This window comes from Salinicola peritrichatus, assembly GCF_003206715.1.
Lineage (GTDB): Bacteria > Pseudomonadota > Gammaproteobacteria > Pseudomonadales > Halomonadaceae > Salinicola > Salinicola peritrichatus.
In genome coordinates this window covers 30,327-45,790 of record NZ_PZJU01000048.1, presented here as the reverse complement: position 1 = coordinate 45,790, position 15,464 = coordinate 30,327, and the positions used below count along the sequence as shown (strand labels likewise).

15 protein-coding genes and 1 pseudogene are annotated in these 15,464 nt (G+C 61.5%); 5 read left to right on the top strand and 11 right to left on the bottom strand.

Annotated elements, in window-relative coordinates; genetic code table 11:
- Nucleotides 1–188: 188 nt before the first annotated feature.
- Nucleotides 189–1,331 (top strand): MFS transporter, encoded by a 1,143-nt coding sequence (locus tag DOM57_RS16275; protein ID WP_110650271.1) that lies wholly within the window; start codon nt 189–191, stop codon nt 1,329–1,331.
- Between the two features lie 131 nt (nt 1,332–1,462).
- On the opposite strand, the gene DOM57_RS16270 is transcribed toward DOM57_RS16275, so the two are convergent.
- The 7 genes from DOM57_RS16270 to DOM57_RS16240 all read right to left on the bottom strand — a co-directional run bounded on the left by DOM57_RS16270 (nt 1,463) and on the right by DOM57_RS16240 (nt 9,281).
- The gene (locus tag DOM57_RS16270) at nt 1,463–2,197 is read right to left on the bottom strand and encodes a hypothetical protein (RefSeq protein ID WP_110650241.1); all 735 of its coding nucleotides are present in this window, start codon (nt 2,195–2,197) and stop codon (nt 1,463–1,465) included.
- Nucleotides 2,198–2,769: 572 nt separating this feature from the next.
- The gene (nrdF, locus tag DOM57_RS16265) at nt 2,770–3,750 is read right to left on the bottom strand and encodes a class 1b ribonucleoside-diphosphate reductase subunit beta (RefSeq protein ID WP_110650270.1); all 981 of its coding nucleotides are present in this window, start codon (nt 3,748–3,750) and stop codon (nt 2,770–2,772) included.
- 241 nt (nt 3,751–3,991) lie between these two features.
- Nucleotides 3,992–6,169: a class 1b ribonucleoside-diphosphate reductase subunit alpha gene (gene nrdE / locus DOM57_RS16260; protein WP_239496277.1), complete on the bottom strand. Its 2,178-nt coding sequence runs from the start codon at nt 6,167–6,169 to the stop codon at nt 3,992–3,994.
- Nucleotides 6,151–6,555 carry a class Ib ribonucleoside-diphosphate reductase assembly flavoprotein NrdI gene (gene nrdI, locus DOM57_RS16255; RefSeq protein WP_110650269.1) on the bottom strand — a complete coding sequence of 135 codons (405 nt, stop codon included), beginning with the start codon at nt 6,553–6,555 and terminating at the stop codon, nt 6,151–6,153. The genes nrdE and nrdI overlap by 19 nt, the downstream gene beginning before the upstream one ends.
- 263 nt (nt 6,556–6,818) lie before the next feature.
- Nucleotides 6,819–7,043, bottom strand: a complete 225-nt coding sequence (nrdH, locus tag DOM57_RS16250) for a glutaredoxin-like protein NrdH (protein ID WP_110650268.1) — start codon at nt 7,041–7,043, stop codon at nt 6,819–6,821.
- 383 nt (nt 7,044–7,426) lie between these two features.
- Nucleotides 7,427–8,116, bottom strand: coding sequence for an RraA family protein (locus tag DOM57_RS16245; RefSeq protein ID WP_110650239.1), 690 nt, complete (start codon nt 8,114–8,116; stop codon nt 7,427–7,429).
- Nucleotides 8,117–8,246: 130 nt separating this feature from the next.
- Nucleotides 8,247–9,281 (bottom strand): NAD(P)-dependent oxidoreductase, encoded by a 1,035-nt coding sequence (locus DOM57_RS16240; RefSeq protein WP_110650238.1) that lies wholly within the window; start codon nt 9,279–9,281, stop codon nt 8,247–8,249.
- Nucleotides 9,282–9,392: 111 nt separating this feature from the next.
- On the opposite strand from DOM57_RS16240, the pseudogene DOM57_RS22770 reads away from it, so the two are divergent.
- The 3 genes and pseudogenes from DOM57_RS22770 to DOM57_RS16230 all read left to right on the top strand — a co-directional run.
- Nucleotides 9,393–9,566 (top strand): annotated as a pseudogene (locus DOM57_RS22770) (LysR family transcriptional regulator); the annotation flags it as partial.
- Nucleotides 9,567–9,605: 39 nt separating this feature from the next.
- Entirely contained in the window at nt 9,606–10,301 is a 696-nt protein-coding gene (locus tag DOM57_RS16235) for a LysR substrate-binding domain-containing protein (RefSeq protein WP_239496276.1), read from the top strand.
- A gap of 155 nt (nt 10,302–10,456) precedes the next feature.
- Complete coding sequence (locus tag DOM57_RS16230) at nt 10,457–11,464, top strand: Bug family tripartite tricarboxylate transporter substrate binding protein (RefSeq protein WP_239496275.1); 1,008 nt, start codon at nt 10,457–10,459, stop codon at nt 11,462–11,464.
- Between the two features lie 52 nt (nt 11,465–11,516).
- Here DOM57_RS16230 and gnd read toward each other — a convergent pair whose 3' ends face one another.
- From gnd to DOM57_RS16215, 3 genes are all read right to left on the bottom strand, one after another.
- The gene (gene gnd, locus DOM57_RS16225; protein ID WP_110650236.1) at nt 11,517–12,419 is read right to left on the bottom strand and encodes a phosphogluconate dehydrogenase (NAD(+)-dependent, decarboxylating); all 903 of its coding nucleotides are present in this window, start codon (nt 12,417–12,419) and stop codon (nt 11,517–11,519) included.
- A gap of 205 nt (nt 12,420–12,624) precedes the next feature.
- Nucleotides 12,625–13,848: a 5-demethoxyubiquinol-8 5-hydroxylase UbiM gene (gene ubiM, locus DOM57_RS16220; protein WP_110650235.1), complete on the bottom strand. Its 1,224-nt coding sequence runs from the start codon at nt 13,846–13,848 to the stop codon at nt 12,625–12,627.
- 151 nt (nt 13,849–13,999) lie between these two features.
- Nucleotides 14,000–14,188: a hypothetical protein gene (locus DOM57_RS16215; protein WP_110650234.1), complete on the bottom strand. Its 189-nt coding sequence runs from the start codon at nt 14,186–14,188 to the stop codon at nt 14,000–14,002.
- A 193-nt stretch (nt 14,189–14,381) separates the two neighbouring features.
- Here DOM57_RS16215 and DOM57_RS16210 point away from each other — a divergent pair, with 193 nt between their 5' ends.
- Nucleotides 14,382–14,846, top strand: a complete 465-nt coding sequence (locus tag DOM57_RS16210) for a DUF2501 domain-containing protein (RefSeq protein WP_162619570.1) — start codon at nt 14,382–14,384, stop codon at nt 14,844–14,846.
- A gap of 59 nt (nt 14,847–14,905) precedes the next feature.
- On the opposite strand, the gene DOM57_RS16205 is transcribed toward DOM57_RS16210, so the two are convergent.
- On the bottom strand, nt 14,906–15,418 hold the full coding sequence (locus DOM57_RS16205) for an ankyrin repeat domain-containing protein (protein WP_110650232.1): 513 nt from the start codon (nt 15,416–15,418) through the stop codon (nt 14,906–14,908).
- Nucleotides 15,419–15,464: the final 46 nt, after the last annotated feature.

Below are 15,464 nucleotides of genomic sequence, written 5' to 3'. Positions count from 1 at the left end.
CGTCAGGCGTCCTGATTCAGAAAACGCGAAAACCCCGTTCCATGTCGCCTTTCCTCAAAGAGCTGCCGAGTGGGCCGATCGGCACCGATGTTATACTTCTGGCTTCTCGCAAATCCGGCACAGGAAATCCGCCCATGCAGGAGGCGTCTCCGTCACATCCTCCCCTCAGTCGTTGGTTGGTCTTGTTGATGGCGATCACGACCGGCCTCGCGGTGGCGAGTAACTATTATGCCCAACCGCTATTACATACCATTGCCGAAAGCCTCGATCTATCGTCCTTCGCGCAGGCGGGGATCATCGTCACGGTCGCGCAGATGGGGTTCGCGTTAGGCCTGCTGTTTCTGGTGCCGTTGGGCGATCTGTTCGAGCAGCGGCGGATGATCTTGATCATGATGCTGCTGACGGCGATAGGTCTGCTGATCAGCGCCAATGCTGTCGGTTTGCCGATGCTGCTGGTGGGCACGGCGATCACCGGCACGTTCTCGGTGGTGGCACAGGTGCTGGTCCCGTTCGCGGCGACGATGGCCACGCCGGAGGAGCGGGGCAAGGTCGTGGGCACGGTGATGAGCGGTCTGTTGCTGGGCATCCTGCTGGCCCGGGCAGTGGCCGGCGCGCTGTCGACGCTGGGCAACTGGCGCACGGTTTATTGGGTCGCGGCGATGCTGATGCTGGTCAATGCCATCGTCCTGTACCGAGCGTTGCCGTCCCATCGACGTTCGGCGGGCCTCTCCTATGCACGCCTGCTGATCTCCATCGCTGAACTCTTCGTACGTTATCCACTATATCGCTTGCGCACCGCGCTGGGATTCTTGTCCTTCGGCATGTTCAGCGCCTTCTGGACATCGATCGCCTTCCTGCTTTCGGCGCCACCTTTCGGCTTCTCCGATGCCACGATCGGTCTGTTCAGCCTGGCCGGGGCCGTGGGCGCGTTGGCCACGCGCCAGGCCGGCAAGCTGGCCGATCTTGGCCAGTCACGTCTGACCACGTGGCTCGGACTGACGATCCTGGTGGTGGCCTGGGGACTACTGGGGGCCGCGCCGTATCAAGTCGTCGTGCTGCTCGTCGGTATCGTGCTGCTCGATCTGGCGTCACAGGCCGTGCATGTCACCAATATGCATCTGATTTATAGCCTCGACAGCGGAGCGCGCAATCGCTTGAACGCCGGCTACATGACCAGCTACTTCCTGGGCGGAGCTCTTGGTTCCGTATCCTCGGCGGCACTGTTCGACCGTTTTGGCTGGTCGGGGGTGGTCGGGCTCGGCCTCGCCATGGCGCTGACGGCCTGTGTGCTGTGGAGTGCGTATGGGCGACGAGTGCCCCACGACGCATAGAACGGGGCCTGGGAGCTGTCTCCATGCCCGGTCGATGATACCGCGATGTGATGGTGATAAACGGCGAGCGCCCCGCAGGGCGCTCTGACTACTGAGGCCCTTGCGGAGAAGGGTCCGTCAGTCTGGCACAATTAGCCAGCTTTGGGCGACTGCAACTCGTAACGCGGACCGTGATGAGGACCACGTGGCGGCTTGGTCAGCGCTTCGTAGGCGGAGAGCTGTTCGTCGTCGAGCGCTTCGGAGAGCGCGGCATGCCGCTGTTCCAGCAGTTGCTTGAACTGCGCGCCGCGGGCATCCGGGGCCGCGACATCCGGGCGCTTGAGCTGATGCAGGCCGTCGAAGAAAGTGCGCTCGGCGTTTCTGACCTCGGCGCTCTGCTGCTCGCTCAGGTTCCAACTGGCGAACAGCGGCTCGAAACGCTGCGCCCAGCGCTCGGCCATCTGTTCAGGATCAGGACGCGGCCCATGCTCGTGGTGGCGCATCATCAACGCGCGGGGACGCTCCATCATCTGATAGGCATGTAGCTGTTCGTCGCTGAGAACGCCGCTCAACTGATCGCGCTGTTTTTCGAGTAACGACTCCAGGGCGGCACGCCGCTGATCCGGCGATGCCTTGACATCATCGCCATGCAGTTGCCGCAGCCCGGCATGGAAGTCACTGTCTGCCTGCGCGAGACTTGCCAGTTGGTCATCGCTGAGGTTCCAGCTGGCAACGACGGCCTCCTTGAGCGGATTGCCGCGATGATGCCGCGTGTCCTCGGAGACGGACGGCTGCGATTGTTCGGGGGTCGCGGCGGCCATCGCGAGCGGTGACAAAGTGGAAGCGGCAACGGCCAGCGCCAGTAGACTTTTCTTGAATACCTTCATGATTTTCACGCTCCAGGTTGCGCACCGAGACGCGGTGCACGATCACTATCGTCCTGTTTCTTGCACGCAGTGTGCAGCGAGCGTGGAAGCTCGAATCACGAAATCGGCAAAAGATGGGAAATGGAACCGCCTGCGCGGACAGTGAAAGAGCGGCTGTTCGCCAAAGCAACGAATTCACGCTGCATCAGCTTACCACTGACCGAGTCTTAACTATCCTCTTGCTCGTAAATGCGAGGGGCAAGCCCCTCGCGCTCCCCTTTTTGACGCCACAGACGGCGAAACCCTGAACGCCAATCGCCCGCGCTCGGGTCGGCGCGAAAGGGCATCCCTGCCCAACGCGCCTCTTGCGTCCTGCTGCGCTAAAACATCCTGTCCCGCTTGCAGGGCCGGGGTTGGCCATTCATGGCCAATCCGTTCGGCGATTCTGGCATCACTCAGATGCCAGAATCGCCTCACCCATGACGCAAGACCCGGCACGGACGATCGTCGTCCAGCGCCGCCTGGAAGACGTCATTAGGGTGGCAAAACCAGCCTGGTCGACCTTGCCAGCATTTCCGGTTCGGCAAGGTGTCTTAGAACGCCCAGTCTTCGTCCTCGGTACTGACGGTCTTGCCGATGACGTAGGAGGAGCCGGAGCCGGAGAAGAAGTCGTGGTTCTCGTCGGAGCCGGGCGAGAGCGCGGCAAGGATCGCCGGGCTGACGTCGGTGACGCTGGACGGGAACAGCGCTTCGAAGCCCAGATTCATCAACGCCTTGTTGGCGTTGTAGTGGAGGAACTTCTTGACGTCTTCGGTCAGGCCAACGTCGTCGTAGAGCGCTTCGGTGTACTTGACCTCATTGTCGTAGAGCTCGTGGAGCAGCTCGTAGGCGTAGATCTTGATCTCTTCCTGACGCTCCGCCGGCAGCTTGGCCAGCTGACGCTGGAACTTGTAGCCGATGTAGTAACCGTGGATCGCCTCGTCGCGAATGATCAGACGGATCAGGTCTGCGGTGTTGGTCAGCTTGGCGCGGCTCGACCAGTACATCGGCAGGTAGAAGCCGGAGTAGAACAAGAACGACTCGAGGAACACGCTGGCGACCTTGCGCATCAGCGGGTCTTCACTGCGGTAGCGTTCGAGGATCAGCTCCGCCTTGTTCTGCAAGAACGGGTTTTCCTCGCTCCAGCGATAGGCGTCGTCGACGTCACGGGTGTGGCAGAGCGTGGAGAAGATCGAGCTGTAGGAGCGGGCATGGACCGACTCCATGAAGCTGATGTTGGTGAACACCGCTTCTTCGTGCGGCGTGACGGAGTCTTCGATCAGCGTCGGCGCACCGACCGTCCCCTGAATGGTGTCGAGCAGGGTCAGGCCGGTGAAGACACGGATGGTCAACTGCTGCTCAAGCTCGGTCAGCGTATTCCAGGCCGGGATGTCGTTGGAGAGCGGAATCTTCTCCGGCAGCCAGAAGTTGCCGGTCAGACGATTCCAGACCTCCAGGTCCTTGTCGTCTTGCAGACGATTCCAGTTGATTGCATCGACCCGGCTCAGGCGGCGGGCGGCAGAGGTTGCGGGCATATCCATGAGAGTGTTCTCGTTCGGTTGGCGCCGAGCCTTACTCGGCGCGTCGCTCGATTTGTATCAAAACTACGCGGCAATCGACTATGACATCACCACTCGCCAAATCGGCGAGCGATGGTCAGGCAAGGCGAAAGTCGGCGAGAACGCGGAGTTTACGGGTGTAAATGAGCATTTCGACCGGGCTGGCGTACCAGCCGACTTTCAACACAGCATGGCCGAGCGCAGCCATTTGGCGCCATCACAACGTGCAGGAGACGCAACCTTCTACCTCGGTCCCTTCCAACGCGGCCTGACGCAGACGGATGTAGTAGATCGTCTTGATGCCCTTGCGCCAGGCATAGATCTGCGCCTTATTGACATCGCGGGTCGTCGCCGTATCGCGGAAGAACAACGTCAGCGACAGGCCCTGGTCGACGTGCTGGGTCGCCTCGGCGTAGGTATCGATGATCTTCTCCGGGCCGAGTTCGTAGGCGTCCTGATAGTACTCCTGGTTCTCGTCGGTCAGGTACGGCGCCGGGTAATAGACCCGACCCAGCTTGCCCTCCTTGCGGATCTCGACCTTCGCCGTGACCGGGTGGATGCTCGAGGTGGAGTTGTTGATGTAGGAAATCGAGCCGGTCGGCGGGATCGCCTGCAAGTTACGGTTGAACAGGCCATGTTCCATCACCGAGGCCTTCAACTCGCGCCAGTCGTCCTGCGTCGGGATCTGGATCCCGCTCTTCTCGAACAGCTCGCGTACCTTCTCGGTCTTTGGCAGCCACTCGCGCTCGGTGTACTTGTCGAAGTACTCACCGCTGGCGTAGGTGGATTTCTCGAAGCCGGCGAAGCGCTGATTGCGTTCGATCGCAATACGATTGGAGGCGCGGATGGCATGAAATGCCACGGTATAGAAGTAGATGTTGGTGAAATCCAGCCCTTCCTCACTACCGTAATGAATATGCTCACGCGCCAGATAACCATGCAGGTTCATCTGCCCCAGGCCGATGGCGTGGGACTTGGCGTTGCCTTCGGCGATCGACGGCACCGAGGTGATGTTGCTCATTTCGGAGACTGCGGTCAGGCCACGAATGGCGGTCTCGACCGTGGCGCCGAAATCCGGCGAATCCATGGTCTTGGCGATGTTGAGCGAGCCCAGGTTGCAGGAGATGTCCTCGCCGATGCGACGGTAGCCGAGATCGTCGTCGTACTCGGTCGGCGTATTGACCTGCAGGATCTCCGAGCAGAGGTTCGACATGTTGATCCGGCCGTGGATCGGGTTGGCGCGATTGACCGTGTCCTCGAACATCAGGTACGGATAGCCAGACTCGAACTGCAGCTCGGCAATGGTCTGGAACAGTTCGCGGGCGTTGATCTTCTTCTTGCGAATACGCCCGTCGGCGACCATCTCCTCGTACTTCTCGGTGACGCTGATATCACCGAACGGCACGCCGTAGATGCGCTCCACGTCGTAGGGCGAGAACAGGTACATGTCCTCGTTGCGCTTGGCCAGTTCGAAGGTGATATCCGGCATCACGATGCCCAGCGATAGCGTCTTGATGCGGATCTTCTCGTCGGCGTTCTCGCGCTTGGTGTCGAGGAAGCGCAGGATGTCCGGATGGTGGGCGTTGAGATAGACCGCCCCGGCGCCCTGTCGCGCACCCAGCTGATTGGCGTAGGAGAAGGCGTCCTCGAGCATCTTCATGATCGGAATGATGCCGGAGGACTGGTTCTCGATGCGCTTGATCGGGGCGCCGGCTTCACGCACGTTGGACAGCGAGAACGCCACCCCGCCGCCGCGCTTGGAGAGCTGCAGCGCCGAGTTGATGGAGCGGCCGATCGACTCCATGTTGTCCTCGATGCGCAGCAGGAAGCACGATACCAACTCACCGCGCTGCTTCTTGCCGCAGTTGAGGAAGGTCGGGGTCGCCGGCTGGAAACGGCCATGAATGATCTCGTCGACCAGTTGCCTGGCGAGCGTTTCGTCGCCCCGCGCCAGGCTCAGCGCGACCATGCACACGCGATCCTCGAAACGCTCAAGGTAACGCTTGCCGTCGAAGGTCTTCAGCGTGTAGCTGGTGTAGTACTTGAACGCGCCCAGAAAGCTCTGGAAGCGGAATTTCACCGCATAAGCCTGATCGAACAGCGCGGTGACGAAGGCAAAGTCGTACTGGTCGAGCACTTCCTGCTCGTAGTAGCCCTCTTCCACCAGGTAGTCGAGCTTTTCCTTCAGCGAGTGGAAGAACACGGTGTTCTGATTCACGTGCTGCAGGAAATACTGACGCGCCGCTTCGCGGTCCTTGTCGAGCTGCAGACGGCCATTGGCGTCGTACAGATTCAACATGGCATTGAGGGCGTGATAGTCGAGCGCCTTGGCGTTATGGCCGGCGCCAGCGGCGGGCCGCGCTGTCGGCTCTTTTTCTAGGCTGAGCGTTTCCAAAATTCGTTCACCCCTGCTAGGACACGATGGACATCCTCTGCGGTGCCCATCAGTTCGAAACGGTAGAGAAGCGGTACCTGACATTTCCGCGCGACGACTCGCCCGGCCAGGCCGAAGGCCGAACCGAAGTTGGTGTTGCCACCGGCGATCACGCCACGGATCAGGGACCGATTATGTTCATCATTCAGAAAACGAATGACGGGCGCCGGCACCGAAGTGCGCGGGTCACCGTCTCCATAAGTCGGTACGACGAGAATGTAGGGCTCGTCGACCCGCAGGGGCTGATCGTCACGGCTCAGCGGAATGCGCTTGGCCGGTAGACCCAGTTTCTCCACGAAGCGCCGCGTATTGCCTGATTTGGTCGAAAAATAGACCAGCCCAGCCATGACGAATCTCCTGCGCCCCCGCGCGGTTTTAGAACCTGCCTACGATCTGCTGCGCGTCGGCCAAACTTTGTTGAGCCGGAGCGCAGCGGAGACAACAGCCGAAGGCTGGCCCGTAGGGCGAGCGAAGTGAGTCAAACACTTTCGGAATGCTCATTTAACCCCATGTAAATTCCGCTTCCTTAAGTGCTTTCGCCTCGTTTGGCTCTAGCTCGCGAGATCGTAAACAGATTCTTAACAACAGCGAAATCGTATGAAGCGCCAGATCAGGCAACCAGCGTGCTGATCTTGTCCGGACGGAATCCGGCCCAATGGTCATCGCCCGCGACCACCACCGGTACCTGGCGATAACCCAAATCCTGAACGCGCTGCATCGCGTCAGCGTCTTGTGTCAAATCGACCACGGTATAGTCGATCCCTTGTTTGTCCAAGGCACGATAAGTGGCGTTGCACTGGACGCAGGCGGGTTTGCTATAGATCGTGATGCTCATGATAATCACTACCATCCGTGACATGGAAAGACGTCCATCGACAGCCGATGGCGCGGGCTCTGACGGCACGAGAAACACGGTTTTTCACCGGCCCCACCGTCCCTGAAAAAACACTATATATGGTAGGCAGCGCATTTTCCAAGCATAGATGTGGTCTTTTTCTGTGATATTCCTGTGGACAAAATAGCGTCTTCCTGTAGCCCGCATCGTTGCGGGCCTCCCGCCCTGTCAAGGAAAGAAATCCTCATCTCATCCAACGCAAAACGCCGAGCGACTTGTGTCACTCGGCGCGCTTTCACACTACATATAGTATCGGCGATCCACGACTAGTATCGGCGATCCACGACACCTTGCCGAAGGATCCCGCCGAACCGGCCGATCCGCTAGACCGGACAGCCCAATGATCTCAGCAGGTCATCGATGCGATTTTCGTCACCGCCTCGCTCGGCGTTGACCTGCCGGATTCGATCCTCGTTGGCGGCATGAGCCTTGACCAGCGGCAACAACGACTCGAGCTGATCTCTTCCGACGCTCACGACACCATCGGCGTCCCCGATGACGAGATCCCCTGGCGCCACGACCATACCCGCACACACCACCGGTACATTGATCTCTCCCGGGCCATTTTTCGTGGGTCCACGATGCGTGTGGCCCAGGGCGTAGATCGGCATGCCGCCTTCGGCCCACTCCGCGACGTCTCTCACCGCACCGTTGATGACGAGGCCTCCCAACTTTCTGGCGATCGCGGACGTGCGCATCAGCCCGCCGACGACGGCCTGTGTCAGGTCACCCGCGCCGTCGACGACAATCACATCGCCGGGCTCGGCCATCAACAGCGCCTTGTGGATCATCAGGTTGTCACCGGGGCGCACGCGCACGGTGAACGCCGTACCGCACATCGTTGCACCGATGTCGCCGTGATAGGCGTGCAGCCCAATACCGCCGATGAGCCTACCCAGGCAATCACTCACGTGTGCCGCAGGCACGGTTCTGAAGGCATCGATCAGCGCCCGATCGATGGACGTCTGACGTGGATGGATGGCAAACCCCTTGGGCCATTGCGGATCTATCATGGGCGGTGGTCCTGTGTGGATAAGACTGTATTGATTAGACGGTGTTGGTAAGACAACCTTGGCCGGGCAAGCCAATTCGCTACCGACACGCGGATGCAAAGCGGTGTCCCCGATTGATCTCAGACAAAAGCTATCCGGCAAAGCGACGCATGACGTCGTTGATACATAGCGACGCCAGCCGCTCGATATTCATGGGCTCGCCATTGTCAGCGCGGTCATCTGCCTTGAGCCCTGCCCGCCAGTCCAGATAAGCCAGTGCGCACTCGACGGCGCCGCTCGCCATGTTCGCGAGTGCTTGAGGCGTCGACCCGGCCACGTGGGGCGTCAGGATCACGTTGTCCAGCCCCATCAATGGGCTGTCGACGGGCAAGGGCTCGCGCACAAAGGTGTCCAGCGCGGCGCCACCCAGCCGCCCTTCGGCCAACGCCACGGCCAGCGCCGGTTCATCGATCAGCTCGCCACGTGCGGTGTTCACGACCAGCGCCCCCTCAGGCAGTAGTGCCAGCGCCGCGGCGTCGAGCATGGGTGGTGCACCCAGGCGCGCCGGACAGTGCAGGCTCAGAATCTGACTCTGAGCCAGCAGTGATTCCAGCGACGGCATGGGAACAAAGCCCTGCCCTTGGATCACGCTGGCCTCTACCATGGGGTCGTAGACCATGACCTCCATGCCCAGGGCCGTGGCCAGCGTTGCCACGCCCCGACCGATCTGACCGAACCCGACGATCCCGACCCTTCGCCCTTCGAGCTGCAGCCCATCCCCAGCACGAGACCACTGTCCCCCTCGCACCGAACGGTCGAAACGCGGCAGGCGCCTCGCACTGGCGAACATCAGCCCCACCGTGAACTCGATCACCGCGCGGGTATTGGCGCCGGGCGTGGAAAAAACCGCAATACCGCGCTTCGTCGCCGCCTCCACATCGATGTTGCTCACGCCGACACCATGCTTGGCGATCACGCCCAGGGTCGGGCAGGCGTCCATCATCTCGGCCGTCAGCATCATGGTGCGAGAGATCACGGCGTCAATGGGATGCTCCTGCAACAGGCACCGGACACTCTCGCTATTGCCGATGTCATCCACGAAATGGACCTGGCACTGCCGATCCAGCAGCCGCTTGAGACCCGCGTCCGCGAGAGAGGGAGCCGTAACCAGTACGTGATAGTTCATGAGTCACCTGAGGGATTGCCGAGGCGCCGACGCCGATTTCCGCCCATTATTGAACGGCAAAAACATATCTTCTATTCTCTTTTATTACCCATCTGATAACTTTTAGTTTTCATGAACGAACGAGATCTTCGCTACTTTTCCGCCATCGTCCAACTCGGCAGTTTGCGTCGCGCGTCGGAACGCCTGCATATTTCCCAGCCCGCTCTGACCAAGTGCATAGACCGTCTGGAGTCGCAGCTGGAGACCCAGCTCTTCGAGCGCAGAGGGCGGCAGGTCATCGTGACGCCGGCCGGCCAGATTCTGGCCAGGCGCGCCAGGCACATCATGCAGTCCATCGACGAAACCCAACGCGAGATCACCGACTACGCCAAGGGCCTCGTCGGCCATATGCGCCTGGGCGCGGCCGCCACCATCACCGAGTTCCTGTTGCCGGAAGCGCTGAGCCGGTTGATCGAGTCGACCCCCGGCGTCAGCCTGTCGCTGAGCATCGGCATGAGTGATGTGCTGCTGGAAGGATTACGCCGAGACGACCTGGATATGGTCATTGGGCCCGCGACGGAGAGTGCCGATCTGGACTGCGTCCCCATCGTCGAAGATCAGGTCGTGGTGGTTGCCAGCCGACACCATGCGCTCGCCAATCAGGTCACGAAAATCGATCAGCTTCGTCATTTCCAGTGGGCGCTTCCCGCTAAAAGCGTCGCGACCCGGAAATGGCTCGAGCACACTTTCGAGGAGCTGGGCCTCCCCGCCCCCGCCATTCAGATCGAGACCAACTCCTTGGCTCTGCTGCCGCGTCTGCTTGCTCGCACCCAGCTTCTGAGCTTCGTCTCTCGCCGCAATCTATCGGCGTACAAGGAAGCGTCGCCTCTCGTCGAAATTCCGTTCAAGGAGACGACCCTGCATCGACACTTTGGCTTACTGACACGCAAGAATGGCTACCTTCCCCCTGCCTGCGAAGAACTCATCTCGCTGCTCAAGGAGAAAGGATCCGAGATTTTCAGGGAAACCAAGAGTTATTGATTCATAAAAAAATATACCCGCCATTATCGATTAACGTCCTATAGCTGACGACTATCGCGCTCCCTACGCTGACAGGCACCCCTCGCTAGCGCCGACCATGGCATGGCCCTGGTCTAGGCGAAGCGACCATAACAAGCCTTCATAGGGAAGCGTCCATGAATCAGCCGTCTCATCCCCAGCGCCGTTCGAAAGTCGTTCCCAAGCTCTGTCTGATGGCAGCCTGCGCCTGGCTGGCCACCACCCAGGCCTCTGCCTTCGATCCCGGCCGCAACGTCGAATGCCTGGCACCCAGCACGCCCGGTGGCGGGTGGGACTTCACCTGCCGCCAGGTAGCCAACGAACTGGTGGCGCTCGACCTGGTGCCCGCCGGTGTGCAAACGGTGAACATGCCGGGCGCATCGGGCGCCGTCGCTTTCTCCCATGTGCTCAGCAAACGCAATAGCGATGACAATCTACTGGTCGCCAGTTCGACGGCGATGGCCAGTCAACTGGCCCAGGGGCGCTACCCCGCCGATCAGGATAGCGTGAAGTGGATTGGGACACTGGGCAGCGATTACGGCGTCATCGCGGTCAAGAAGGACTCTCCCATTCAAGACCTGCCAGCGCTGATGAAGGCAATTCAGGACGATCCCAAGGCGATCAAGTTCACCGGTGGCAGCGGGGCGGGAGGTTGGGATCATCTCAAGGTTCTGATGCTGGCGAAATCCGCCGGCATCAAGGACCTGTCAGCCATTCCCTGGTTGGCCAGCAACGGGGGAAGCACCTCGATCACCCAAGTCATCGGCGGTCATGTCGAGGCCTACTCGGGGGATATTTCAGAAGCCAAAGGGTTCATCGAATCGGGGGATCTGCGCGTACTGGCGGTGCTGTCGCCCGAAAGACTCGACGGTGACTATGCCGAGATCCCCACCGCCAAGGAGCAGGGCTTCGATGTCATCGGCCCCAATTGGCGCGGATTCTACATACCGAAAGGGGCATCGAAAGAGGCTCAGGCCTATTGGGAGGACGCGCTGAACACCATCTACGACAGCGACTCGTGGAAGGCGATCATGGAGGCCAACGGACTGATGCCGTTCCATCTTTCCGGTGACGAGTTCAAGACGTTCCTGGATGAGCAAATCGCCGAGATTCGCGATCTGTCGCAGCAGATTGGCCTGATGTAACGACCCTGGCGTTCGTGGTGCGAAGACGGATCGCACCACGAGCGTCAGTGGCTCATCCTTTCTTGATCGCGTGGCCCCCGAACTCGTTACGCATGGCCGAGAGCAGCTTGTCACCATACGAGTCCTTTTCGCGCGAGCGCAAGCGTTCGAGCAGCGACAGGGTAATGACCGGCGCGCTGACATCGAGTTCGATCGCCTCGGCTACGGTCCAGCGCCCCTCGCCGGAGTCGGAGACGAACGGCGCAATCCCGGCCAGCGACGGGTTCTTGTCCAGCGCGTTGGCGGTCAGATCGAGCAGCCAGGAACGCACCACGCTGCCGTGGCGCCAGATCTCGGCGACCTGATGCAGATCGAGATCGAAATCCTTGCGCTCCATGATCGCGAAGCCCTCGGCGAAGGCCTGCATCATGCCGTACTCGATACCGTTGTGAACCATCTTGGTGAAGTGACCGGCACCATTGGGCCCGACATGCCCCCAGCCCTTGTCGGCGGCCGGCGCCAGGCTCTCGAACAACGGCCTGAGCGAATCGACGATGGACGCTTCGCCGCCGACCATCATGCTGTAGCCTTCCTGTAGCCCCCACACGCCGCCGCTGGTGCCCACGTCGATGCTGTGGATGTGTCGCTCGCGCAGGTATTCGGCGCGACGCACGGTGTCCTTGTACATGGAGTTGCCGCCGTCGATGAGGATGTCATCGGTCGTCAACAGCGGTTCCAGTTCGGCAATCAACTTGTCCACCGGCGGGCCGGCCGGGACCATCAACCAAACGATTTTGGGCGACGGCAACGCCTCGACGGCGGCCGCCAGCGATGCCGCCGACTCGATGCCCTTTTCCGCCGCCTTGGCGACCGCTTCCTTGCTCGGGTCGTAACCCACCACACGGTGCCCGTCGCGCACCAACCGCTCGGCCATGTTGGCGCCCATGCGCCCCAGACCTACCATTGCGAGATCCATGTGAATTCCTCTGAAGAGAATGGCGTCGCCTTCGATTCTTGATCCTGTCGTTCTCGATACCGACCGCGATGACCGGGACGACAAAGCCTGAATGATACCGGAAAACCGGGCGCCAGGCCGACAGCGACCGATCGGAGCCCATGGTAGCGCCCACGATGCCAGGCACAAGGGCCAGCCGCGCATCGGCGGCCGCCCGCCGCCCGGCTCAACCAGCGGAGCGCATCAGGTGGCCGGCGATCAGGCGGCGCACCGGCCAGGCCGCGTCTCCTGCCCGCAGCACCGCCTTGCGTAGCCAGCGCGCCGGCTTGCGATCATCGGTATAGAGGCCGACGATTGCCAGCGTCGCGGCGAACAGCGGCCCGGTGGCAAGCCGCTGTTCCCGCTGATAGCGCGCCAGCAGCGGGCGCGAAGCGATATCACGTCCTTCGCTTCGCGCGTCGCCGATCAGCGTCGCCAGCCGCCACAATCCTTCCAGCCCCAGGTTGAAGCCATGGGCGGTCACCGGATGCATGCCGACGGCCGCATCGCCGATCAGTGCCTGCCGCCGATCCACGAAACGCTCGGCATAGACGCTCGCCAAAGGATAGCGATGCGCTTCGCCGGCCTGGTGCATCTCACCGAGGCGACCGTCGAAACGGCGGGTGATATCGGCCTCGAACGCCGCCTGCGGCATTGCCAGCTGCGCCTCCATTTCCGCCGGCGGCAGCGTCAGCACCACCGAGGAGCAGTGCGTATCGACCGGCAACAGCGCCAGTGTCTGACCGTGACCGAACCATTCCCAGGCGGTTTGATCATGAGCCTGTTCGTGCCGCATGCGACAGACCAGCATATGCTGGCCGTGCTGGTAGATATGAGCGGGAACGCCGATGGCGCGGCGGGTTGCGGAAAACCGCCCATCCGCGGCCACGAGCAGCGCGGCGTGCAGCCTCTCGCCACCGCGCAGCCGGATCTCGACTTGCGCGTCGTCGGCCTGAAAAGCCTCGATTTCGCTCTCATTCCGCCACAGCACCTCGGCCCGCCCCGGTCCGGAAGCGCTTACTGCCGCATAGGCCGCGCGCCGGATCACCTGGTTGGGCACCAGGCAGCCCAGCGGCTCGTCGCGGGAAGCGGCGGGCGCAATCTGCATGGCGAAGAGCGACTGCCCATCGAAAACCTTGGCGGCGCGCATCCGCGCCCGTTCGACGGGATCGACCCGCGGCCACACGTCGAGCTTGTCGAGAATCTGCTGCGACGCCCGGGTCAGCGCGATCTCGCGACCGTCATTGCCCGGGGTCTCGAGGCTGGAACGCGACTGCCGATCGATCAGCACCGAACTCACGCCCCGGCGCGACAGCGCGTTGGCGAAGCAGAGTCCGATCGGCCCCGCTCCAACGATGGCCACATCAATCTGAATGATGGGGACCTGAGTGATGGGATTTGGATCCTGCATGTCTGCCGTCCCTGCCAAATGGACCACAACGGTAACGGAAAAGCGCCGGTCGGCGAAATGCCAGCGACCGGCCAGACGACGACGGCGCCCCGGTTGGCGCCGCCTTCATTACCGCGCACGCATAGCGCCATGAGCCAGGAAGAGAAAAGCTTCAGTGCTTCTCGGAGTGCACCTGGATATGCCCGGTCTTGTCCTTGAAAACCTTCTCTTCGAACTCGACCTGCACGAGCTTGTCGCCGGTTTGCGAGATCCGATGATACTCGAGACCGCTGAAACTCAACTCGAGTTGGTCGTCGAATTCGTCGAGCATACGCTTGAAATCGCCTACGGTGATGATCATAACGTCTCCTTTATACGCTTACGGACCGTAATCTCCGATTCAGCCTAGACCATACTGGGCGCCAGCGGGTTCGCTGGAGACGATTCCTTGGACAACATTCGCACTTTTGATTAGGGTCTGTTGCCGTTTCAGCGCACCGTTTTGCATGCTGCATCGGAAGCTCCGCTTCCCTTCATCCAGCCAAGGAATGCCCATGAAACTTCGACTTCTCTCCGCCACCCTCGTCGCGGCCTCCATCGTCATCTCGCCCCTGGCCGTGGCGTTGAGCTTCGACAGCGTCAAGAAAAGCGCCGGCGACATGCTCTCCGGGCAATCCGCGCAAGGTACCAGCTCGGCCAGCGGCACCTCTTTGCTCAGTTCGCTAGGCTCGGGCTCGTTCGATCTCGGCAGCCTGCAGAACGTGGCCGGCGTGCTGGGCTATTGCCAGGAGCAGGGCTACACCGCCAGCGCCACCGACCAGGTCAAGGAACAGCTGATGGAAAAGCTCGGTGGCGAGAGCCAGGCCGAACAGAGTCAGGGCTATCAACAGGGTCTTAGCGGTCTGCTCCAGGGCGATGACGGCCAGACCTTCAACCTGAGCAATCTCAAGGATCAAGTGGGCGAGCGCGTCTGCGGTGCGATCGCCGATCGTGCCGCGTCCTCGTTCCTCGGCGGCTAGGTCTGCGCGGCCCGGAGATTGCGGCGCCCCACGGCCATGAACGCCGGGCCGACACCAGATCATCCCGCCAGCAACTTCGACGCCCGCTCGGCTCCCATCATCGTCGCCAGGTCTCCGGCGGTCATGCCGCGACTGTCTCTGAGCGTGGGATCGGCCCCCTGGGCCAGCAGGTATTCGACGATCTCGACGTTGTCGAACATCGCCGCGAACATCAATCCCGTCTTGCCGTCCGGCGAGGCGGCGTTGATGCCCGCGCCGTTCTCCAACAGCAGCTTGACCATTGCCAGATTGCCCTTGAAGGCGGCGCCGGCCAACGGACTCTGACCGCGATCGTTGTGGAGTTCGGGGTCGGCACCGTACTCGAGCAGCACCCGCGCGGTCTCCAGATGTTCGTGATAACTGGCCAGCATCACCAGACTGTCGCCGTTGTGATTGCGCAGGTTGGGCGTCAGCCCGTGGGCCAGCAGTTGGCGCAGGCGCTCGCTGTCGCCGTGGCGCGCGGCATTGAAGACCTCCGTGGCCAGGCGGATGGTCTCCTCGTCCGGCTCGGGGCGCTGGGGCTTGTCCGTCATGCTCGGCTCCTGTCGGATGCAGATACTATCCAGCATAGGGCGGTCG